This is a genomic window from Marinobacter koreensis (assembly GCF_023156285.1).
Classification (GTDB): domain Bacteria; phylum Pseudomonadota; class Gammaproteobacteria; order Pseudomonadales; family Oleiphilaceae; genus Marinobacter; species Marinobacter koreensis.
In genome coordinates this window covers 561131-582539 of sequence record NZ_JAKZAJ010000001.1, presented here as the reverse complement: position 1 = coordinate 582539, position 21409 = coordinate 561131, and the positions used below count along the sequence as shown (strand labels likewise).

Sequence of the window (21409 nt, the reverse complement as noted above, 5' to 3'; positions counted from 1 at the left end):
CCTGAAAAAATCGCCATGTTTGTGCAATGCCCCACCTGTAAGCAATCCGTAGAATGGTCCGAAGATAACCGGTACCGGCCCTTCTGCTCTGAGCGCTGCAAGCTGATCGATCTCGGTGCCTGGGCAAATGAGGAATACCGGGTACCGTCCGAAGACGAGGACGCGCTGTCCGACGCGTATCAACAATCCGAAAACAGGAAGGTAGAAGAATGAAAGTCTCCCGTGTTTCAGTAATCCTGATTACCCTGGCCTCGGCACCGTTCGCGTATGCGGGTGATGTCGACCTGAGCCTGACCAACAACTCCGTCAAGGGACAAGTGGATTTCTTCGGCTCAAACAACGATACCCAACTGGGCGCTGGCTACACCTATCACGAGGGAAGCCGCCACATTGTCAACCTGGACTTCCACGCCCAGGGTCGTACTGCGCTTGGCAATCTGCCGACAACAGCGGGCATCGGCGTCAAGGGCATTGCCTGGGATGACCATAAACTGGATGGCGGCGCACTGGGCATCGGCGGCTATGCCACCGTGAACCTGCCTCGTGTGCCGGGCCTGTCCTTCACTGGCTCACTGCATTACGCGCCGAGCATTCTGTCCTTCGGTGAATCCGATGACATGACCAACCTGGAACTGCGAGGCAGTTACCGGGTCATTCGCAACGCTGAGGTGTTTGCCGGCTATCGGTACCTCAACACCGATCTGGATGCCCCCTACCGGGGCGATATCAATCTGGACGAAGGCGTTCTGGCCGGCATCAAGGTTTATTTCTGACCCATAAGACCGGGGCCCGGATCCATGGGCCCCGGTTTCGTGCCTTTCTTCACGATTTCTCCCCCCTTGCGCTGTTAGACTGGGTCCTCCGAATTCCTAGCACGGATGGCCTCACATGTATTGGAAACTGGGACTGTGTCTGTCTCTGTCGACCGCTCTTCTGACCGGCTGCGGCAGCGGCGAGCAGGCGATAAGTGGCGCACGAAGCGAGCCGAATGACTTCGCCGGGGTCAAGAACCCTGTCGATGACTTCAGCAACAGCAGCACCGGTGACTCCACCAACAATAGCGATCTGGCGTCCAACGAAGTCCGTATCACCATGGAAGTTCCCGGCAGTGTGGCGCCCGACGGCGAACTGACACGCCGTCAGCTTCGGATCGTCCAGCCAGATACCGTCAGCGTCTACGTTACCAACACGGCCCTCCAGAAGGTAAGCAGCGTCAAGACCACGACCCGCCTGGACTCGGCCGGCTACACCATCATTGCCTTTGAGAATGGTCAGCCGCTGGCGCCCAATGTGGTCATCGATGCGACTTACGGCAATGCCCGGATGAGGGCCCTCGCCGCCGATTCCGATCGGGACATCAAGGTGAATCCTTTCTCGGAATACCTCGTGCGCTATGGTCTGGCCAACTACACGCCAGGCGAACTCGGGAGCATCCTGGACTGTGTTAACGATGCGTCCGGCCAGCTGTGCCTGAACAAGTACGTCTGGTCCACCCTGGCCGACCAGATCCAGGATTTCGAGATCGACATCCCTGAAACCGCGACCGTGCAATCCGCCCTCGATCTTCTGCATCAGCGGGGTGACTTCGCCCATTACGTGTCGGCAATGGCGGATTACGCCCTGCTCGACGAGGACTCCTCCGGAAAGATCAGCGCCAGTTCCGCTGATTACAATTCCGTTTTTCTCGGTGTCGGGCTGGGCCAATCCTTCGCGGAACCCATTATCAGCGGCGCCGGACAGTGGACGGTGCAAACCGCCCAGGAGGAATGCTTGCCAGATTCCGACGGTAACTGTGCTGCATATGTCTACCCCGCTCTGACGCTCGCGAGTTTTGACGCCTTCAGTATCCGGGTAACGTCTCTCGCCACGGACATTCCCTATGACCGGGCTCTGCTGCTGCACGCCGATAGTAATCAGTTTTTCCTCAGGGGCTCGGAATACTGGGAAAGAAACACCCACTCATCCTCACCCGGCGCGGCCACATTGAAAGGTGACACCCGGCTTCTGGCAGGCCGTTCGCTCTACCAGAGCATCACCGGGCGTGGCAGCTCCCGGATAACCGGCTGGACGAGAAACCCCTACTATCTGGACGCCTTCACCAGCACGCCGGTCGACAGCACCGTTGGACCTGATCGGGTGCTTGCCGGTTATTTCGACGCGGGCAAGACGATCGAACTGGAGGTGAATGGCGATCAACTGCGCCGCAAGCAGACGCTCGAAAAGAACTATCAGTCGATTTTCGAGCTGCACCTGTTACGTCCGGCCGGGAATGACACGTTCGATCCGTCGGTCATCCAGAACAAGGACTATAACGCCCTGTACCTGTCCACCCGCTTCAACGATCCGAACAGCGCATCCACGCCCCTGGCCTTCGAAAGCGGCCTGGGCACCTGGTCGATTGACGGATCCGGCAATATCACCCAGGCGCTGCAACTCTCAACCGTTCGACAGGACGATAGCGGTACGGTGACAAAGAGCGAAGCGGGAACCATAAATGATCAGTGGCTAGTAACCGCCCGAAAATCGCGACTCAGCAAGGAAGATAAACAAATTGGTCGTCTCAATCTTGACCAAAATACGCCTGCGAAGGATTTCGCGAGCCCAGACGTTGGAATGGGGGCGAGTACGCCCACGGGCTCACTGCTTGCTTTCAATCTCGACGACAGCCCGGTGGGCGATGGCCTGCTGATTGCTGCGCCACAGCCTTCCTCAGGGGCCCCAACGTCCGGACGCTATCGTTTGCAAGGCGTGGCTCTGGGCCTGTCTTCCAGTGCCAATCACCTGCGACACTTCGATAATGCTGTCCTGACGCTCCAGTCTGACACTGCAACACTGACTGGCGAGGTCCTTTCAGTGATTAATACCATCTCCGGCAATCAGGTGGCCCCGCCGGCCTCTTCGTCCATCGACCAGACGTTTTTCTACACCCATAGCGGAGCCATCAATGGCCAAGTGTCATTCACCAGCGGCAACTTCATTCTGGATGGTTTTTATACCGACGATCACTCTCAACTGTTCCTGCGACTGCGCGATACCAACAGCGGCGAGCAGGCCGTCGGACTGGTGATGGCCACGCGGCTGCCCTGAGCCCTGACCTCGAATTGGATCCAATCGGAGATTCGCCCGTATAACCTGTTATAATCATTGTCATATCGGTTCTGACGAGAGGTTTTATGTCTGCAGGAAAACGGGCCCTGTTGCTGATACTGCCACTTATCGCATTTGCGATCGGAGGCGGTTTCTATGTGCCGGTACCGAATTCTGATTTTGATACCAACGGCAGTATCGCACTGGCATCAAAAGACCTTCCGCGGTTGCCTGACTGGGCCCGGGAACCCCTGCCGGATTTCAGCCAGATCAGGGACACCACCGAGAAAAAGGCCGCTTTCTTCTCATTCCTCTACCCCCGTATCGTTCTGGCGAATTCCCGGGTGCTGATTGAGCGGAACTATATGATGCAATTGAGGCAGAAGTCCTCCCTGACGGCTCGCGAGAAAAAGTGGCTCCAGGGCCAGGCAGACCGCCTGAAGATTGATGCAGCACCGGGCAGCGAGGAACAATGGCAACTGCTTGAAAAGCGGCTCGATGTGATTCCACCGTCCCTGATCATGGCCCAGGCCGCCAATGAGTCTGCCTGGGGAACCTCTCGCTTCGCGAGGAAAGGCAACAACCTGTTCGGTCAATGGTGCTTCAGCACGGGTTGCGGCCTGGTACCCAAACACCGGGTTGAAGGCGCAAATCACGAGGTGGCGCGATTTTCATCTCCCTATGGCTCCATCAGGGCCTACATTCAGAACCTGAACCGGCACGCCACTTATCAATCGCTTCGTGAGATCCGGATCCAGGATCGTGAGCAGCAGCGTCCTTTGTCAGGCATCGAAATGGCTCAAGGCCTCCTTGGCTATTCCGAACGCGGGAAGGAATATGTAAAAGAAATCCGGGGCATGATCCACTACAACAACCTGGAGTTCTACGATGATGATTTTCGGGCGACGGTCAAGGATCACAACCTCGCCACCCTCCAGCAGCTGGTATCGACTCGCTCTGAGGATCGACTGCTGCCCGGTAATACCGCGTTGTCCGATAACGCGGAAGGCTGACCCCTTCTCAACAACGTTCAAGACCGAGATTCAATCGAATGCTAGATAGCCTGCCTGCGCCGCTGAAGGGAACCCTGGCGGCCTTGTCGATCCTGCTTAACACCCTTGTCCTGCTCCCCGTACTCCTGGTTGTTGCCCTGATAAAGCTCGCGATCCCCGCACACTCGCTCCGCAAAGCCTGTACCCGCATTCTCAACTGGATTGCCAGGATCTGGATCGGGTTCAACAACCTGCTGATGGACCTTCTTCACAAGGTACGCTGGGATGTGCGTGGCGTTGACAACCTCAGTCGCGAGCACTGGTATTTTGTCACCTGCAATCACCAGAGCTGGGCAGATATTCCGGCCATCCAGTACGTCATGAACAGCCGCATTCCCCTGTTGAAATTTTTCCTCAAGAAGGAACTCATCTGGGTGCCCTTGCTGGGGGTCGCATGGTGGGCACTGGATTTTCCGTTCATGCATCGCCACACCAAGGAACAAATTGCCAAACGGCCGGAACTGAAGGGTAAGGATATCGAAGCGACCAAGGCAGCTTGTGAGAAATTCCGGTACACGCCTGTCACCATTTTCAATTTCATGGAAGGCACCCGATTTACCGATGAAAAGCACCGCCGCCAGAAATCACCCTACACTCACCTGCTGAAGCCCCGGGCCGGCGGAACCGCGTTTGTGCTCGGCGCGATGGGCGACATGATCCATACCATGCTGGATATCACGATCGTTTATCCGGGGACTCACACCGGGTTCTGGGACTACCTCTGCGGCAGGATCCGACACATCATTGTGGATATTCAGGTGCGGGAAATTCCCACCCGCTTTCTGGGGATGGACTATGAGAATAACCGGGAAATCCGGACCGAATTCCAGCGCTGGATCGGTGAACTATGGGCCGAGAAAGACCAGCGGATCGGCGAACTGAAAGCTACAGCAGCCCTAACTCCCGAGCCCGTACAATAGCTTGGGTCCTGGACCGGACCTCCAGCTTGGCGTTGATCCGCCGGGCATGGGTTTTCACTGTATGCAGGGAAATGTGGAGCTTATCCGCAATTTCCTGATTCGAAAGCCCCTGGGCGATCAGTTCCAGGACCCCCTGCTCCCGCTCACTGATCGGTTCCTGCAGGGTATCAGCGTTCCCGTCTTCCGAACGCAGGCCGAACAGTTCCGCCAGTGACTGCTTGAATCGGGAGTCGGGCAACTGATCGTTGCACTTTTCCATCAATCCCTGAAGCTCGCCCCGCAATTCGGCAAATGGACTGATGAAATGCTCTGGCGTGGCTTCTTCGACCACCGCGACCAACGCTTTTCGGGCAGGGGCTAGTCCCTTCTCCTCGTGGAGAAGTACGGCATCCAGCAACTTCACGTGCAGCTCCACGCCCCAGGGAATAGTCTCCTGATATTGCCGCGCTGTCTTTAGCAGGGTTTCCCGTGCCCGGACAAGATCGCCCCGGGAAAGGTGTATTCGCACCTCGAGGCAGTCCAGCAATCCGGGCATCATCGGGAACAACTCCGGCACGCACCCGGCGTCCCGGTATGGCTGCAATCGCTGTAGGGCGTGGAAGGCGCTGTCTGGTTGGCCCTGGGCCAGCCAGCAACTGGCCTTGAGTGCTTCGAGTACCGGCACAAACAGGGATTCGTCGACTTGCCAGGAGTGCATCGTCCGCTCGGCCCGACCAATCCAGACGAAGGCATCGTCAAGGCGCTGCTGGGCACGGCAGATCAGAACCCGTATCGCCATGGCCAGCAACAGACCCAGATCCCGGGTCTGCTCTGCATGGCGACCGCAGAGCACCAGCAGACGGTCCGCTTCGTCGAACCGGCCCTGGTGCCACAGGACCAGAACCAGATTCAGCTGCAGCCGTGTTTCTCCAATCCGTGCGGGCCGCGCCAGTTCCTGAATCGCGGTATCCAAGCCGGTCCGCAGCAATTGCTCCGCATGTCTTAGCGCCCCCTTGCCCAGCTCGATCCGGGCATGGGAATACACGGCTAACGCCTCCGAACCGGAGTCGCCCGCCTCCCGAGCCAATCGGGAGGCTGCGCGATTGGCGTCCCTGGCATCCTGGAATCGGCCTGCTGCACACAGGGCACTGGAACGGACCATTTGCGTTACCAACTGGCCTTGCGGTGACAGCGTGTCGTCAGCCAGTGCCTGGTCCGCGAAGTCCAGCGCCGGCTGAACCTTGCCCTCACCCCGAAGGATAAAGGCCTGCAAGGCGGCGAGACGCGCAGCATGTTGGGAGCGTTCCTCATCAGCAAGGCCATCAATCAGAGCGCGGGCCTGTCGGAACTGACCGCCGATGGCGTGGACCCAACTGTAAACGATGCGCAGCCGCCCGCTGTGCTCAAGAAGCCTGGGAGGCAGGCTCTTCCTGAGCCGGAGCAAGGATGCCGTGTCCTGCCCCAGCAACAAAGCTTCGGAACTCTCTGACGCAATCCGGATGACCTCGTCACCATCACCGGCAAGCAGCGCATAACGCAGCGCCTCGGGAAACTGCTGCTGCCGACTGAACCAGCGACTGGCAATCACCATACGCTCGCTGTAGCCCGCCATGGCCTGTGTCTGCAACCATTCCTGCAACAAGGGATTCAGACGATACCAGCGACCTCTGCCGGGCATAGACCGAATCGGTAGCCCCCGCTCGCACATCTCGGAAGGCGGCATCGTTGCCTCGGCCAGACATTCCTGCAGGATGGAGAAGAGATCGTCGGAACACAGCTCCAGTTCGGCCACGGCCCGAATGGAACGACTCTGCGCCGACGTAAGCTGGCCCAGAACCGTGTCCCTGAGGAAGCGCTCGACACTCGCACATTCCTGGAGGGGTTTGCGATCAGGGCCACGCTGTAGTTCCCGCCGGTAAAGCGCAAGAGGCGTCGGCCAGCCCTCGGTCAGGTCGTACAAGCGGTCGATCGCCACACTTGTCAGCCCCCCTCCGTCGGGTGACTGCCTGAAAAATTCGAAGGTCTCAGAGCGACTGAACTCCAGGAATTCCGAAGCAATCCGGACGAACCGATTCTCCAACTCCAGATTGTGAGTTTCAAAGGGCAGATGACACCGGGAAGCGACAATCAGGCAGAGGCTCTTCGGGAGATCCCGGCATAACTGATGAACCAGTGCGGTTGCCGCCGGGTTGGTCAACGACTGGAACGAATCCAGAACGAGTACCTGGAGTGCTGAATCGGACTGCCGCGACCAGGCGACCAGCAACATGGCCAGGGCGTCGGAAAAACTGGCACCACCTTGCAGGGCGCTCTCCAGCTCCTCGGGCAACTCCAGTGCCATGGATAACAGTGTGAGAAAGCGAACCGGCGCGTTCTCCTGATTGGTCAGGGAAATCCAGCGCAGCCCACCAGAATCGCTCTCTCGCGATTTCATCGCACTGAGGATGGAGCAGGATTTTCCGAATCCGCTCGGTGCTTCGACAAAGACGGTGGTCGCAGGACGGATTGCTTCTGCAAGCTGGGCATCCAGGTTCGGCCTTGCCATAAAATCCGAGGGAAGATCAGGCACCTTCACGCGCTGACGTAACAGGTCCCGAACCAGTTCCCCTCGCTGGAGTCCCTTGTTCGCAGACTGGAATTCGTCGTTGGCGGCTCGACCGTCACTGAATGGTTTCACGCACTGCCCCATGTTCAAACCGAACCGCGATAGCAAGAAGTACCGCAACCGGTATTGGATATGCCCAATGACTTTTGATTGGCGTCCTGCTTCGGGTACGCCTTTAGTATTAGAGGAAGGTTAAACCAAGTGGGGGCACGCCTGCAAAACTTTGACGTGTAACAAATTGTTTGAGCGCCGTTTTTTTAACAGCATTGGCTCTCAACACAAAAAAAGGCGGACCAGATGGTCCGCCTTCGCTACTCGAGGTTCAGGAACGCTTACCGCGTTCCCGCCCTGCGCAGGGCCGCAGGTGTGTAATCACGGGAACTGCGCTTGATACCGAACTCGTAGGGATCGGCTTCCTCGTTCGTCAGACCCAGCGCCAGATAACGACCGGACAAGCGATCGTAGAGAACTTCGATCGCGTACCAGGGCACTACCTGATCGTAGAACTGCACTGCATGAGCTTCCGCAACACGCCACAGCTCGCCCCGGCCATCGTAGTGGTCGATGACCGCTGCCTGCCAGGAGTCTTCGTCGATGTAGAAGTCTCGCTGGGCGTATACGTGGCGCTCGCCCTTCTTCAGGGTCGCACGAACATGCCATACCCGATGCAGCTCGTAACGGGTGTACTCCTGATTGATGTGGCCAGCCTTGATGATCTGATCGTAGTTAAGATTGCGATCCATCAGCTTGTAGGAGTTGTAGGGGATATACATCTCCTGCTTGCCAACCAGTTGCCAGTTGTACTTGTCGGGCGCGCCGTTGTACATGTCGAAGTTGTCCGAGGTACGCATGCCGTCGGCAGCGGTACCCGGTCCGTCATAGGCAACCTGCGGGGCGCGACGCACACGACGCTGACCCGCGTTGTAGATCCACGCACGACGGGGCTCGGCCACCTGGTCAATGGTCTCGTGAACCAGCAGCACGTTACCCGCCAGACGAGCCGGTGCCGTAATAGCCTGCTTGAAGTAGAACAGAACGTTGGGATCGTCACCCGGCTTGTAATCCGTCAGGTAGGTCCGCCAGGTCAGCTCGTCCTGGAAGCGGACGACGGAGTAATCTCCGTCAACCGTCGGGGTCACCTGGCCCACGTTACGCTGAACCGATCCACCCCGGTAGCGGGTGATATGGTTCCAGATGACTTCCAGACCATTCTTGGGAATGGGGAAAGGCGTGGCACTCTCGTAGTTGCCCAGGCCATTACCGTCCTTGATCAGCTCGGTCTTGGTCGCGTTCTCCACGGTCTGCTTCATGACGTCATCAGGGTAAGCAGCCGTACGGTGCGTTTCATAGACCGGCATGAAGTAATCGTCGTACTTCTTGATCATGGCAACCTGACCGGGCGAAAGCTTGTCTTTGTACTGGTCAACATTGCTCTGATCAATCACGAACTTGGGCTTCTCCTCCGGGAAAGGATTGACGTAGATACCATCGCCTCTGTATCCCGCAGGCGGTGTCGTCAGACCACCCGTCCAGGCCGGGATAGCACCGCCATTACCGGCTTTCTCGGCGCCCATCGGCGTCAGGGTATCCCCCAGCTTCGCCGCTTCTGCCGCAGAAACCGCACCCCAGGCCTGGCCGGCACACAAACTGGCAGCCAGAACACCCGTGGTCAGTAGTTTCTTGTTCAATTTCATTTAAGTTACCTCGTTGAACGAATTCTTGCCGGTTCAGAAGGAGTAGGACACGCTCGCGGTTACGAAATCACGGTCGGTCAACTCGTTATACGGTTTGCCGCCGAAAAAGTTCGTGTACCCGATGTTGCCGGTAATCTTGTTCTGGTAAACCGCCTGCAGGGACAGACCAATTGCCTTGCTGCCTTCGTTGAAAGCACCACCCGGCTGCGGGCTGTAACCCTGGACGTCGTGACTCCAGGCCAGCTGCGGAGACAGGTTGATACCGGCGATGGCATTCGGATAGTCCCAGACGAACCGGGCACGGTAGCCCCAGGAGAAGGCTGTGGTGTAGCCATCCGTAGTACAGTAGGAGTCATTCAGGTTCAACTCTGCACAGCCACCGCCAACTCGGGTACCGACACCGAAAGTACCTGAACGACCATAAAGTGCCTCGTCTGTATTCGGAAGGTCATGAACGTAAGTTGCGCCGAATTCCGTGATGAACGACAGCCGGCTGGCACCCATGACCTGATCGAAGAACTTGATGAGAGTGAACTGGGCCTGTGACACCTTGAAGCGGTCATAACCCTTGACCACCTGACCGCTCAGATCAGCACCGCCGGCCTCAGCCTCACGCTGATCCTGAAGAAGACTCGCATTATCTCCAGTGACCGGATTTTCGATTTGCGCGCCTCCATATAGCAGCTCGAAGGCGTTCCACTGAAGCGGTAGGTTTTCACGGAAGCTGTACTCGGCACCCAGAGACCACCCCCCCGGAGTAGTGGTGTTGATACTGATACCGTAAAGATCAATATTCTCGGGATACTCAATAAAGTAGGACGGGAACTGAACACCGTTCGCCGGATCATTAACCCGGCCGCTGACGTAGGGAAGCCTGCTATTGTATTTGATGTAGTAGAAACCCAGCTCGGAGTCGTTCAACTCAGGCACATACCAACGTACGGCAACACCAAACTGGTCTTTTTCATCCGCCTCTCGATCACCCTCACGCGGCGCGATAAAACCCTGCGCATACGCCTGTGAGTCAGGCAACTGCCCAGCCAGAAGAACCGGTCCACAACCATCAGCAGCAAAATCGTTGGTGGAGAAGAAGGTACCGCAGTCATCCGGACGCACGGGCTCCCAGTCTGTCTGGACAAAAGTCTCGACCGTGACATTCTGGGTAATCCCCGCCGAACCATAGAACATTTCGACTGGCAGCAGTGCGTCTTTCAGCTGGGAACCCGGAGCGCGGAACGCAGGAACGTCGATGGGGTTGATGGTATTGATACCGCCCTGAATGAACGTACTTTCGCCCCAGCTCACCACCTGCTTACCGTAACGCAAACTCACCGGAACATTCCCGAAGTACCAGTCAGAGAAGACGTAGGCATCCAGAATCTCACCGCCGGAGGCATTGTCCTTGGCCTGGTCATTCAGTTCCCGCTGCTGGCCAACATAATCCACGGCCCGGCTTTCATCCTTGAGCTCGAAGTCATACCAGTACCGACCGCGCAACAGACCACCAACGCGGGTGAGCATGTCACTGTCCACGGAATAATCCAGGAACAGCTCGCTGTTGCCCTTCACAATCTTGGAATAGGTATCCCACTGATCGAAATTAAGGTTGCCGTCGTCGTAGTTATTGGTCGAGGCACCCACCGTGGTATTGGCATACTCCGGGCCGAGATTGCCTTGAGCAATCAAGCGGCTATCCCTGTCCTCAACACGCCAACCCACACCCGCAGACAGCGTCGTATTGAACTGGGCTTCCACATCTCCCATGTAGAAAGAGTAGGCAGAGGCCTGACCCGATACGGTGGCCGCGATCGCCGCCGCCAGCGGCAATTTGGTCCAACGCTGCCATTGCTGAGTTTTTCTTGTCATTGGAAGGCTACTCCATTGTTGTTCTGAGTCGCTGCTCTGATTATTGGTGTTCACGATGTATTGGAGGCTTCATGCACAGTGCTCGTGATGGTGGCACTATAGCTAACGGAATCGGAGGCTTTGATCAGTCAAAAGTATGATTTTGCTTTTCATCCCCAACAGCCGCCCGGTTTTCTCGCACTGAAAATCACTATAGACAACAAATGGATCGCCAACCAGATTCGATAGCTTCCGAACGCAAGAGGGCGGCCGGATGCGTCTTTCCGGCCGCCCTCTTTGAAACGCCTGGCGTAAAACCTGGCGCGATCAGAGCATCTCGATCGCCATTGCGGTTGCTTCGCCCCCACCGATACAGAGAGCCGCAACACCTTTTTTCTTGCCATAGTGCTTCAGAGCATACATCAAGGTAACCAGCAGGCGGGACCCCGTAGACCCGACCGGATGGCCCTGGGCGCAAGCTCCGCCATGAACATTCACCTTATCCGGATCCAGCCCCAACTCCTTGATCGGCATCATGGCGACCATGGCGAACGCTTCATTGATCTCGAACAGGTCCACGTCATCTTTCGACCAGCCTGTCTTCGCGAACAGCGTTTCCATCGCAGCTACGGGCGCACAGGTAAACTCGGACGGATGCTGGGACTGCGTGCTGTGACCGACAATTCTCGCCAGCGGCTTCAAGCCCCGCTTCTCGGCTTCGGACTCACGCATCAACACCAGCGCGGACGCACCATCTGAAATGGACGACGCATTGGCCGCCGTAACCGTGCCATCCTTCTTGAACGCCGGGCGCAGAGTCGGAATCTTGTCCAGGTTGGCCGTCAAAGGCTGTTCGTCGTCCTCGACCACAACCTCACCCTTCCGGGTCTTCACGGTCACCGGGATAATTTCGTCCTTCAACAGCCCTTCCTTGATCGCTTTTTGTGCGCGCTTCAGGGAGTTGATGGCGTAGTTGTCCATCTCTTCGCGGGTATACCCCTTCTTATCCGCCATATCCTGGGCAAAAGCACCCATCAGCCGACCGGTTTCAGCGTCCTCAAGGCCATCCAGGAACATGTGATCCTGAGCGGCATCTCCCGGTCCCATGCGATACCCTTTGCGCGCATTGAGCAACAGGTAGGGCGCATTGGACATGCTCTCCATGCCACCGGCGACCATAATGTCGTTGCTGCCGGCCTTAATCAGGTCATGGGCAAACATGGCGGCCTTCATGCCGGAACCACAGAGCTTATTAATTGTGGTCGCCCCGGTATGGTCCGGAAGCCCGGCCTTGCGCATGGCCTGCCGGGCCGGGCCCTGCTTCAGACCCGCCGGCAAAACGTTGCCCATAATGACTTCCTGGATGTCTGCCGGCTGCAGACCCGCGCGACGGACCGCCTCCTGAATGGAAATCGCACCCAGCTCCGGCGCGGATACGTCAACCAGGCTGCCCTGGAAACCGCCCATCGGCGTGCGGACGCCACTGACGATGACTACGTTGTCGTTGCTCATAAAATCTCTCCAGATTGTTTCGTTCTTCTCATTCAACAGCGCGCCCGGACGGCAGACGTGCTGGCTTCAGGGTTTGTGTGGTGCTTCGAGGTATTCCCGTGATTGCATTTCCAGCAAACGGGACTCCGTGCGTTCGAATTCGAATCCAAGACGACCGCCGGCATACAATTCGGTGATCGGCGCAGCGGCGGACATGATGACTTTCACGTTGCGATCGTAAAATTCGTCGATCATGTTGATGAAACGGCGAGCCTGATCGTCCTTGTCCCCACCGAGGACGGGCACGTTGCTGACAATGATGGCGTGGAACTGACGGGCGATCTCGATGTAATCGTTCTGGCTCCGGGGACCGTCACAGACATCTTTGAAATCAAACCAGACCACGTCGTCAGCGTGGGCCTGAGCCGGAATCTTCCGACCGTTAATTTCCATGGTTTTGCTGTGTTTTGCGGCTTCCACCGCCAGGTTATCAAAGCTCTGCCGAAGGCTCCGACTCGCTTCCTCGTCCAAGGGAAAATGGTAAAGCTCAGCTTGTTCGAGGGTCCGGAGGCGATAGTCGACGCCACCATCGACGTTCACGACATCGGTGTGCTTCTTCACGAGGGCAATCGCGGGCAGGAAACGCTGACGCTGCAGCCCATCCTTATAAAGGCCATCCGGAACGATGTTGGAGGTGCAAACCAGCGTGACGCCCCGACTGAAGAGCCCGCCCATCAGCGTGGCCAGGATCATCGCGTCCCCGATATCGGAAACAAAGAATTCGTCGAAACAGATCACGCGGGCTTCGTCCGCAAACTTTTTGGCGACGATATCCAGAGGGTTCTTCTCACCCTTCAGAGATTTCAGCTCGTTGTGAACCCGCTGCATAAAGCGGTGAAAATGTACCCGCATCTTCCGGTCGAACGGCAGGGACTCATAGAAGGTATCCATGAGATAGGTTTTACCGCGGCCAACGCCGCCCCAGAAATACAGCCCCTTGACGGGCGTTTCCTTGCCCTTCTTCAGTTTGCGGCGAATTTTGGCCATCGCTTTGTTACGTTCACTTTCAGCGTCCACCAGTTTGTCGTACAGTGACTGAAGACGTTTGACGGCATCTTCCTGCGCCGCGTCCCTGTGAAAATCCGGGCGTTCAAGATCCTTTTGGTACCGTTGCCAAGGAGTCAGGTTCGCACTGGTTTCAGAGGACATCGATGCTGTCATTAAGGTGATCCCGGAGGTTGAACGTGAATTTGGGCGCGGTATTGTCGCTCATTTCGCATTTTTTGGCCATTCGGAACCACCACAAGAGCAATACGACGATTGTTGCACCCCCGGAACGTGGGCGCCCGATGCTCCGTCGCGTTATACTTCGGCAAGGAGCTTGGCTCATTTCCAGCAAAAAGGACGACACAGCATATGACGAACCTGATTCTGGCAGCGCTTGCCGCGTTGGTTGTTGGCATTGTTATCGGGGTTCTGGTGGGCCGGTCCGGCCAGGGCCAGACACTGCGACAGCGCCGCGCAGAGCAGCAGATCGAAGAGTTGCGGAGTGAATTCACCCGCTATCAGGCGCAGGTGAACGAGCACTTCATGGAGTCGGCCCATCTGCTGCGCCGGTTCAACGACGCTTACCGGGACGTCAACCAGCATATGGCTCGTGGCGCGAATCGCCTGTGTAACGATGAGGACTGGATGGAGGAACTTCAGCAGGAGACGTCGAAGAAACGGCTGGAGGAAGTCCGGGAAGACGCACCGGCGGAACCACCTCGCGATTACGCTCCGAAAACCGATCCGGAGGCCAAGGGCACGCTTGCCGAGGATTTCGGGCTGGATAAGGAGAAGAAGGCTTCTCAGGCCTGAGCTGATGTTTCAAGACTGGGAGGTCCGGAGTATGAGCGGGCGGGGCTCTGGCTCCCAAAACCCGCTCCTTGCGGCACATCCTTGTGGCGCTTGAGCTCCGCCATCCATGGCTCCGCACAGTTTTGGGAGCCAACGCCCCACCCGCTTATCCAAACTTCCGGGGGTAGCCTCCTTACACCGGATTGTCGCAATCGATAAACTGGTGCTTCACTCCGAACTCTTTTTCCAATGCCTTCCCTAATGCCTGCACGCCATAACGCTCAGTCGCGTGATGGCCTGCGGCAAAATAGTGGATACCGCATTCCCGCGCGGTGTGTGTCGTCGGCTCGGAGATTTCGCCGCTGATGTACGCATCCAGACCGGCATCCAGAGCCTTTTCGATAAAGCCCTGAGCCGCGCCCGTGCACCAGCCGACCTTGCGGATTTTCTCCGGGCCTTCCCCCACCCAGAGGGGCTCGCGGTGGAGTTTTCGGGCAAGGTGTAGTGCGAAACCCTGAGGGCTCATGGCCTCAGCCAGCTCGCCTTCCCAGACCAGACCGCCAAGCGGGCGAGGGTTTCTGATGTCGAGTACATTGGCCAGCTGACGGTTGTTGCCATAATCCGGGTGGTCGTCCAGCGGAAGATGATAGGCCACGAGGTTGATGTCGTTGTCGAGGAGTTGTTTCAGGCGGTCTCGCTTCATACCCCGGATTCGCTGGTCTTCACCCTTCCAGAAATAGCCGTGGTGAACCAGGATCATATCGGCATTGGCGTCGATGGCGGCTTCAATCAGGGCTTTTGAGGCGGTTACACCGGAGACGATGCTGCTGACCTCTTCCTTCCCTTCCACCTGAAGGCCATTCGGGCAGTAATCCTGGAAATTCTCAGGCTGCAGCCAGCCATTAATAGTCCGCAGGATATCGTTTCGGGCTGCCATGGTGCTCCTCCTCGTAACCTTTTGAGTTGGGAGTCGACGGCAGGCGGGGAGGGCCTTCCGGGAACCGCTACGAGCACATCCATGTGCGCTTGTTTCGGGCCATCCATGGCCCTCTACATTCCCGGAAGGCCCTCCCCGCCTACCTCTGCGAGCCATTCAGTGTTAGATAGACTGAAGACCCTTGATTAGTGCATCGTTTTGCTCAGCGGTACCGATCGTGATTCGCAGGAACTCGCTGATTCGGGGCTTGTTGAAGTGCCGGACAATGATGCCCTGTTCCCTCAGACTTTTTGCCAGCGCCTCGCCAGAGTGCTCTTTGTGTCGGGCGAAGACGAAATTGGCTTTGGACGGGAGCACTTCAAAGCCCATGAGTTCCAGTGCTTCGGTGACACGCTCACGCTCACTGATGACACCATCACAGGATTTACGGAACCAGGCTTCGTCCTCGTACGCAGCCTTCGCGCCAGCCAGGGCCAGCCGGTCCAGCGGATAACTGTTGAAGCTGTTTTTCACGCGATTCAGGGCTTCAATCAGATCCCTATGACCAACCGCAAAGCCAACCCGCAGACCTGCCAATGAGCGGGCCTTGGACAACGTCTGGCTGACCAGCAGGTTCGGGTATTGATCCACCAGCGTGATCGCACTCTCCCCACCAAAATCCACGTAGGCTTCGTCAACCACGACCACGCGGTCGGGGTTGGCCTTGAGGATGGTTTCGACCTGCTCCAGCGGAAGGTAACGACCGGTCGGTGCATTCGGGTTCGGGAATATCACCCCGCCATTGGGCTGACGGTAGTCCTCCGGATCGATTTCAAAGCTGTCCGTGAGCGGGACCGGCTTGCCCTCGATTTTGTAGAGGCCACAGTAAACCGGGTAGAAACTGTAGGTCACGTCCGGAAACAGGATGGGCTCACCGTGCTGGAACAGGCCATAGAAAATATGGGCCAGCACTTCGTCCGAGCCATTTCCCAGAAACACCTGATCCCGAGTAACTCCGTGATACTCCGCAATTGTCTCGCGCAGGGCCTCGCCCTCGGGATCCGGGTACAGCCTGAGCCCATCGTTCAGCTCGGCTTTGATCGCCTCGATCACTTTTGGTGAGGGACCAAACGGATTTTCGTTGGTATTGAGCTTGACCAGGTTCGCCATTTTGGGCTGCTCGCCCGGAACATAGGGAACCAGGTCATTAACCAGAGGACTCCAGAATCGACTCATGACTCACCACCCTTGATCCGGTATTCCGCGGACCGGGCGTGTGCTGTCAGCCCTTCGCCACGAGCCAGAACCGAGGCTACCCGGCCCATCCGGTCGGCGCCCACTGCGCTGAAACCGATCAGTGACGAGCGCTTCTGGAAATCGTAAACGCCCAGCGGTGACGAGAACCGGGCGGTGCCACTGGTCGGCAGCACGTGATTGGGACCGGCACAGTAGTCGCCAAGGGCTTCGGCCGTGTAGCGGCCCATAAAGATGGCACCAGCGTGGCGGATGTCTTCCAACATCGCCTCGGGGTCTTCCACGGACAGCTCCAGGTGCTCGGGAGCGACGCGGTTGGAGACGTCGGCGGCTTCTTTGAGATCCGAAACCTGAATCAGGGCAGCGCGATCGGCCATGGAGGTGCGAATGATGTCGGCCCGCTCCATGGTTGGCAGCAATCTTTTGATGCTCGCTTCCACCGCATCCAGAAAGGCACCATCCGGGCTGATCAGAATGCTCTGCGCCTGCTCATCGTGCTCCGCCTGGGAAAACAGATCCATGGCAATCCAGTCCGGATCGGTCTTGCCGTCGGAAATCACGAGGATCTCGGACGGTCCGGCAATCATATCGATCCCAACCACGCCAAACACTTCCCGCTTGGCAGTCGCCACGAAAATGTTGCCGGGCCCGACAATCTTGTCGACGGAGGGAATAGTATCGGTGCCGTAAGCCAGTGCCCCGACGGCCTGGGCGCCACCTATGGTGAACACCCGATCCACACCAGCAATCGCGGCCGCCGCCAGAACCATGCCGTTCACCACCCCGTCCGGAGTGGGAACCACCATGATGACTTCACCAACGCCTGCCACTTTCGCCGGTATGGCGTTCATCAAAACAGACGAGGGATACGCCGCCTTGCCACCGGGCACATACAGCCCTGCCCGATCCAGCGGTGTCACCTTCTGGCCAAGCACCGTGCCGTCGGCGTCCTCGTACTGCCAGGACTTCTGGTTCTGACGTTCGTGGTAATCCCGAACCCTCTCGGCCGCCTGCTCCAGCGCCACACGCTGATCTTCAGGAATGGCCTTGAGGGATTGCTGCAGCCGCGCGTTATCCATTTCCAGCTCAGCCACAGAACCAACCGACAACCGATCAAACTTCTCGGTAAACTCCAGGACGGCCCGGTCCCCCCGGGTCTTCACCTCGTGCAGGATGTGACGGACCGACTCGTTCACCTGATGATCCACGCTGTCGTCCCAGGCCAGCAGCTTGGCCAGCGCACTGTCAAAGTCACTCTGGGAGGCGTTTAATCGCTTTATGGTCAGGTCAGTCATTTCGCTTTTCCTGTTTCAGGAGAACATTGCTTCAGTGGTAATAGGATGGCCTAGAAAAGTTTGCAAAGCAGATCGGGGACGGCTTTCCAAAACTGTGCGGAGCCAGGGATGGCGGAGCTCAAGCGCCACAGGGACGTGCTTGAGCGGGTTTTGGAAAGCCGTGCCCGGTCTGCTCCAACCCCGAAGCCAGCGGGCCCCGGAGTCTTATTCGGCAACGCGACGCTTTTCTACCGCCGCAGACATCTTCTCGATTATGGGGTTAATCCGACCATGTTTCATCTTCATGGACGCCCGATTCACCACCAGACGGCTGCTGATGTGCTCAATCAAATCCCGCGCCTCAAGCCCATTCGCCTTGAGCGTATTACCGGTATCGACAATGTCCACGATCTCGTCGGCCAGCCCGAGGATCGGCGCCAGTTCCATCGCCCCGTAGAGCTTGATGATATCCGCCTGGCGCCCCTGCGAGGAATAGTACCTTCGAGCCAGATTGACGAACTTGGTGGCCACCTTGATTCGACCATTGGGTGGAGTTTGCCCCTTGGGACCGGCAGTCATCAGGCGGCAACGGGAGATATTCAGATCCAGTGGCTCATACAACCCCTCGGCTCCATGCTCCATCAGGACATCCTTGCCGGTCACGCCCAGGTCCGCCCCACCGTATTGCACGTAGGTGGGAACATCCGTGGCCCGGATGATCAGCACACGAACATCGGGATCCGTAGTCGGAAACACCAGCTTGCGGGATTTTTTCACATCGTCGACCAGCTCAATACCAGCTTCCGCCAGCAATGGCAGGGTTTCATCGAGGATTCGCCCCTTCGACAAAGCGATGGTGATGGAATCTGTCATGCGTCCTTCCGGTTTCCCGTCTGTGTCTGTCACGCTGGCAGTCGCCTGATACTGGCGCCCAGCAACTGCAATTTTTCTTCAATGCACTCGTAACCGCGGTCGATGTGATAGATGCGGTCAACAATGGTGTCGCCGTCGGCGACCAGGCCGGCGATCACCAGGCTGGCCGAAGCACGCAGGTCCGTCGCCATTACCGGCGCCCCGGTCAGATGCTCAACGCCCTTGATGATGGCGGCATTGCCTTCCAGGGTAATATCGGCGCCCATTCGCCCCAGCTCCTGAAGGTGCATGAACCGATTTTCGAACACCGTCTCCACGATGGTGCCTGAACCTTCCGCCACCGCATTCATGGCCGCAAACTGGGCCTGCATATCGGTTGGAAATGCCGGATAGGGCGCTGTCCGCAAGCTGACCGCTTTCGGACGATTGCCTTTCATGTCCAGCTCAATCCAGGTGTCGCCGGTGGTAATGTGTGCTCCCGCCTCTTCGAGCTTCAGCAGGACCGCCTCGAGCAGATCCTCACGGGTATCCTTGAGCTTGACCCGCCCCCCGGTCGCTGCTGCTGCCACCAGGTAGGTTCCTGTCTCGATGCGGTCAGGCAGCACGTCGTAATGACATCCGTGCAACCGCTCAACGCCGTTGATTTCGATGGTTGCTGTACCGTGGCCCTTGATATCAGCGCCCATGGCAATCAGGCATTCCGCCAGATCCACGACTTCCGGCTCACGGGCGGCGTTCTCGAGAATGGTTTTGCCATCCGCCAGCGCCGCCGCCATCATCAGGTTCTCGGTACCGGTCACGGTGACGGTGTCCAGGAAAATATGAGCGCCTTTCAGCCGACCGTTGGTTTTGGCCTTGATGTAACCATTCTCGACCCGCACATCCGCTCCCATCATCTCCAATCCATGGATATGGAGATTGACCGGCCGACTGCCGATCGCACAACCACCCGGTAGCGAAACTTCAGCTTCACCAAAGTGGGCGACCAGAGGCCCCAGAACCAGAATGGATGCCCGCATGGTCTTCACCAGCTCATACGGCGCGTGGAAATGCTTGATGGTGTTGGCGTGAATCTCCACGCTCATCTTTTCATCAATCATCAATTCCACACCCATACGACCGAGCAGCTCGATCATGGTCGTGATGTCATGCAGGTGCGGCAGGTTGCCCACCGTTACCGGCTCATCCGCCAGCAGGGTGGCAGCGAGGATCGGCAGGGCGGCGTTTTTGGCACCGGAGATACGAATTTCACCATCGAGGGGTTTGCGCCCCCGAATCAGGAGTTTGTCCACAATAGAAGTCCTGTGTCTTGCGGGCGCGTCAGCCCTGGCGCTCAGCCCATTCTGCCGGCGTAAAAGCTCGCGGATGCAGAGCGTGAATGGTGCCATCCATTATGTGCTGGAACAGCGCCTTGTTGATCAATTGCTGCCGCTTGATGGTCGGCAGGCCTTCGAATACCTCACCGACGACGACAACCATGTAATGGGTCCCGTCAACTTGAACCTGAACCTCACAACCGGGCAGGGCTTCTTTGACCAGTTCAGTGACTTCGGCGGCGTCCATAGAGCATCCTCAGGTGTTTTAAAAATTGAGGGGCGAGATTGTAACCAATTAGTGGGCGCGGGTCAGCTGACTGTCCAGATTACTGAGCGCCGCGAGCGAGGCCAGTCGATCGTTCATACCCCGGAAAGACAGAGCAACTCCGAGGCTGGCAGCCAGACGCTGCCAGCATAAAAGCATGGAAAGCACCGCACTGTGAGCGGTTCCGAGGCCGGACAGATCAACAACCAGGTCCTTGCCCGCTTCCCGGATCCGGCGCTCGCCCTGGTAGCGGAGCGCCACGACCGAGGTCAGGTCCACGGTTCCGGTGATCTGCAGAACGCCATCGGTAAGCTCCGCCTGTGCTCCGGTCGCCGTCATGACTTGTTTACTTCCTTGTCCAGGTTCAGGGAGTTGACCGCATCGCTCCAGCCGTCAATGACCGCTTGCACCTGGCCATGATTCTGCTCCATTTCCTGACTGAAACGATCCCGGAACGCCAGACCGATATTCACACCCTCGACGATGACATTTTCCATCATCCACTGGCCACCAGCCTCCTTCCGGTACATGGAGTAGGTGACCGGGTAACGATTACCAGAGGCACTGATAACCTCCATCTGAACAGAGGCACGGTCATCGTTCTGGGGCAGGATGGTGGCCTCCTGCACGACAATTTCAAAATTCTCGGCGCTGACCAGAGCCTGGGCGTAACTATCGAACAGGCTTCGCTTGAACTTTTCAACAAACTCGTTCCGCTGTTCGGGTGTTGTCTGCCGCGCATAGCGTCCCATCACACGGGCCGCGATACGCCGGAAATCGACAAAGTCACTCAGGGCCTCATCCATGCTCTTGTAGAACGCTTCCGGATCCTTCTCATACAACCCCCTCTCCTCGTTCAACTTCTTGACGAGGCGCTGGGTGTTGGCGTCGACGTAATTCCGGAGGTCTTCGGCCTCATCCGCCTGAACCTGGCCAACAAAGAAGGCCATCAAAGCAATGAACAGTACCATGCGTTTTGTCAGGGTAAGCATCAGGTTC

The 21409-nt window shown here is 57.6% G+C and carries 19 protein-coding genes; 6 read left to right on the top strand and 13 right to left on the bottom strand.

Features of this window, described 5'->3' with window-relative positions; genetic code table 11:
• Window positions 1–15: 15 nt before the first annotated feature.
• From yacG to MLD04_RS02770, 5 genes are all read left to right on the top strand, one after another.
• Window positions 16–213: a DNA gyrase inhibitor YacG gene (gene yacG, locus MLD04_RS02790; RefSeq protein WP_008938919.1), complete on the top strand. Its 198-nt coding sequence runs from the start codon at window positions 16–18 to the stop codon at window positions 211–213.
• The gene (locus MLD04_RS02785; protein WP_248154558.1) at window positions 210–773 is read left to right on the top strand and encodes a YfaZ family outer membrane protein; all 564 of its coding nucleotides are present in this window, start codon (window positions 210–212) and stop codon (window positions 771–773) included. Before yacG ends, MLD04_RS02785 begins: the two co-directional genes overlap by 4 nt.
• A 115-nt stretch (window positions 774–888) precedes the next feature.
• The gene (locus tag MLD04_RS02780) at window positions 889–3087 is read left to right on the top strand and encodes a hypothetical protein (RefSeq protein WP_248154556.1); all 2199 of its coding nucleotides are present in this window, start codon (window positions 889–891) and stop codon (window positions 3085–3087) included.
• An 86-nt stretch (window positions 3088–3173) separates the two neighbouring features.
• On the top strand, window positions 3174–4100 hold the full coding sequence (locus tag MLD04_RS02775; RefSeq protein ID WP_248154554.1) for a glucosaminidase domain-containing protein: 927 nt from the start codon (window positions 3174–3176) through the stop codon (window positions 4098–4100).
• Window positions 4101–4138: 38 nt separating this feature from the next.
• Window positions 4139–5059 (top strand): 1-acylglycerol-3-phosphate O-acyltransferase, YihG family, encoded by a 921-nt coding sequence (locus tag MLD04_RS02770; protein WP_248154552.1) that lies wholly within the window; start codon window positions 4139–4141, stop codon window positions 5057–5059.
• Here the strand turns inward: MLD04_RS02770 and MLD04_RS02765 are convergent.
• The 5 genes from MLD04_RS02765 to zapE all read right to left on the bottom strand — a co-directional run bounded on the left by MLD04_RS02765 (window position 5025) and on the right by zapE (window position 13858).
• Window positions 5025–7727 carry a LuxR C-terminal-related transcriptional regulator gene (locus MLD04_RS02765; RefSeq protein WP_248154550.1) on the bottom strand — a complete coding sequence of 901 codons (2703 nt, stop codon included), beginning with the start codon at window positions 7725–7727 and terminating at the stop codon, window positions 5025–5027. The genes MLD04_RS02770 and MLD04_RS02765 overlap by 35 nt on opposite strands.
• 248 nt (window positions 7728–7975) lie before the next feature.
• Entirely contained in the window at window positions 7976–9337 is a 1362-nt protein-coding gene (locus tag MLD04_RS02760) for a DUF1329 domain-containing protein (protein ID WP_248154548.1), read from the bottom strand.
• A 33-nt stretch (window positions 9338–9370) separates the two neighbouring features.
• Window positions 9371–11203, bottom strand: coding sequence for a DUF1302 domain-containing protein (locus tag MLD04_RS02755; protein ID WP_248154546.1), 1833 nt, complete (start codon window positions 11201–11203; stop codon window positions 9371–9373).
• A 306-nt stretch (window positions 11204–11509) separates the two neighbouring features.
• Complete coding sequence (locus tag MLD04_RS02750) at window positions 11510–12694, bottom strand: thiolase family protein (protein ID WP_248154544.1); 1185 nt, start codon at window positions 12692–12694, stop codon at window positions 11510–11512.
• A gap of 66 nt (window positions 12695–12760) precedes the next feature.
• The gene (zapE, locus tag MLD04_RS02745) at window positions 12761–13858 is read right to left on the bottom strand and encodes a cell division protein ZapE (protein WP_248155383.1); all 1098 of its coding nucleotides are present in this window, start codon (window positions 13856–13858) and stop codon (window positions 12761–12763) included.
• A 231-nt stretch (window positions 13859–14089) separates the two neighbouring features.
• Here zapE and MLD04_RS02740 point away from each other — a divergent pair, with 231 nt between their 5' ends.
• The gene (locus tag MLD04_RS02740) at window positions 14090–14533 is read left to right on the top strand and encodes a Z-ring associated ZapG family protein (protein ID WP_248154542.1); all 444 of its coding nucleotides are present in this window, start codon (window positions 14090–14092) and stop codon (window positions 14531–14533) included.
• 172 nt (window positions 14534–14705) lie between these two features.
• Here the strand turns inward: MLD04_RS02740 and MLD04_RS02735 are convergent, their stop codons facing one another.
• From MLD04_RS02735 to MLD04_RS02700, 8 genes are all read right to left on the bottom strand, one after another.
• A complete protein-coding gene (locus MLD04_RS02735; protein ID WP_248154540.1) occupies window positions 14706–15449 on the bottom strand; it encodes a Nif3-like dinuclear metal center hexameric protein in 744 nt (247 codons plus the stop codon).
• A 162-nt stretch (window positions 15450–15611) separates the two neighbouring features.
• Complete coding sequence (gene hisC, locus MLD04_RS02730) at window positions 15612–16664, bottom strand: histidinol-phosphate transaminase (protein WP_248154538.1); 1053 nt, start codon at window positions 16662–16664, stop codon at window positions 15612–15614.
• Window positions 16661–17977: a histidinol dehydrogenase gene (hisD, locus tag MLD04_RS02725; protein WP_248154535.1), complete on the bottom strand. Its 1317-nt coding sequence runs from the start codon at window positions 17975–17977 to the stop codon at window positions 16661–16663. Before hisD ends, hisC begins: the two co-directional genes overlap by 4 nt.
• Window positions 17978–18181: 204 nt before the next feature.
• Entirely contained in the window at window positions 18182–18829 is a 648-nt protein-coding gene (gene hisG, locus MLD04_RS02720; RefSeq protein WP_008938933.1) for an ATP phosphoribosyltransferase, read from the bottom strand.
• A gap of 29 nt (window positions 18830–18858) precedes the next feature.
• On the bottom strand, window positions 18859–20121 hold the full coding sequence (gene murA, locus MLD04_RS02715) for a UDP-N-acetylglucosamine 1-carboxyvinyltransferase (RefSeq protein ID WP_248154533.1): 1263 nt from the start codon (window positions 20119–20121) through the stop codon (window positions 18859–18861).
• 28 nt (window positions 20122–20149) lie between these two features.
• Complete coding sequence (locus MLD04_RS02710; protein ID WP_248154531.1) at window positions 20150–20392, bottom strand: BolA/IbaG family iron-sulfur metabolism protein; 243 nt, start codon at window positions 20390–20392, stop codon at window positions 20150–20152.
• Between the two features lie 48 nt (window positions 20393–20440).
• Window positions 20441–20749 (bottom strand): STAS domain-containing protein, encoded by a 309-nt coding sequence (locus tag MLD04_RS02705; protein ID WP_248154529.1) that lies wholly within the window; start codon window positions 20747–20749, stop codon window positions 20441–20443.
• Window positions 20746–21402, bottom strand: a complete 657-nt coding sequence (locus MLD04_RS02700) for an MlaC/ttg2D family ABC transporter substrate-binding protein (protein ID WP_379883322.1) — start codon at window positions 21400–21402, stop codon at window positions 20746–20748. Before MLD04_RS02700 ends, MLD04_RS02705 begins: the two co-directional genes overlap by 4 nt.
• Window positions 21403–21409 lie beyond the last annotated feature (7 nt).

Bases quoted from the DNA above. Each gene is read 5' to 3' on its own strand.
- yacG (WP_008938919.1), top strand. From the start codon at position 16: ATGTTTGTGCAATGCCCCACCTGTAAGCAATCCGTAGAATGGTCCGAA.
- MLD04_RS02785 (WP_248154558.1), top strand. From the start codon at position 210: ATGAAAGTCTCCCGTGTTTCAGTAATCCTGATTACCCTGGCCTCGGCA.
- MLD04_RS02780 (WP_248154556.1), top strand. From the start codon at position 889: ATGTATTGGAAACTGGGACTGTGTCTGTCTCTGTCGACCGCTCTTCTG.
- MLD04_RS02775 (WP_248154554.1), top strand. From the start codon at position 3,174: ATGTCTGCAGGAAAACGGGCCCTGTTGCTGATACTGCCACTTATCGCA.
- MLD04_RS02770 (WP_248154552.1), top strand. From the start codon at position 4,139: ATGCTAGATAGCCTGCCTGCGCCGCTGAAGGGAACCCTGGCGGCCTTG.
- MLD04_RS02765 (WP_248154550.1), bottom strand. From the start codon at position 7,727: ATGGGGCAGTGCGTGAAACCATTCAGTGACGGTCGAGCCGCCAACGAC.
- MLD04_RS02760 (WP_248154548.1), bottom strand. From the start codon at position 9,337: ATGAAATTGAACAAGAAACTACTGACCACGGGTGTTCTGGCTGCCAGT.
- MLD04_RS02755 (WP_248154546.1), bottom strand. From the start codon at position 11,203: ATGACAAGAAAAACTCAGCAATGGCAGCGTTGGACCAAATTGCCGCTG.
- MLD04_RS02750 (WP_248154544.1), bottom strand. From the start codon at position 12,694: ATGAGCAACGACAACGTAGTCATCGTCAGTGGCGTCCGCACGCCGATG.
- MLD04_RS02740 (WP_248154542.1), top strand. From the start codon at position 14,090: ATGACGAACCTGATTCTGGCAGCGCTTGCCGCGTTGGTTGTTGGCATT.
- MLD04_RS02735 (WP_248154540.1), bottom strand. From the start codon at position 15,449: ATGGCAGCCCGAAACGATATCCTGCGGACTATTAATGGCTGGCTGCAG.
- hisC (WP_248154538.1), bottom strand. From the start codon at position 16,664: ATGAGTCGATTCTGGAGTCCTCTGGTTAATGACCTGGTTCCCTATGTT.
- hisD (WP_248154535.1), bottom strand. From the start codon at position 17,977: ATGACTGACCTGACCATAAAGCGATTAAACGCCTCCCAGAGTGACTTT.
- hisG (WP_008938933.1), bottom strand. From the start codon at position 18,829: ATGACAGATTCCATCACCATCGCTTTGTCGAAGGGGCGAATCCTCGAT.
- MLD04_RS02710 (WP_248154531.1), bottom strand. From the start codon at position 20,392: ATGGACGCCGCCGAAGTCACTGAACTGGTCAAAGAAGCCCTGCCCGGT.
- MLD04_RS02705 (WP_248154529.1), bottom strand. From the start codon at position 20,749: ATGACGGCGACCGGAGCACAGGCGGAGCTTACCGATGGCGTTCTGCAG.
- MLD04_RS02700 (WP_379883322.1), bottom strand. From the start codon at position 21,402: ATGCTTACCCTGACAAAACGCATGGTACTGTTCATTGCTTTGATGGCC.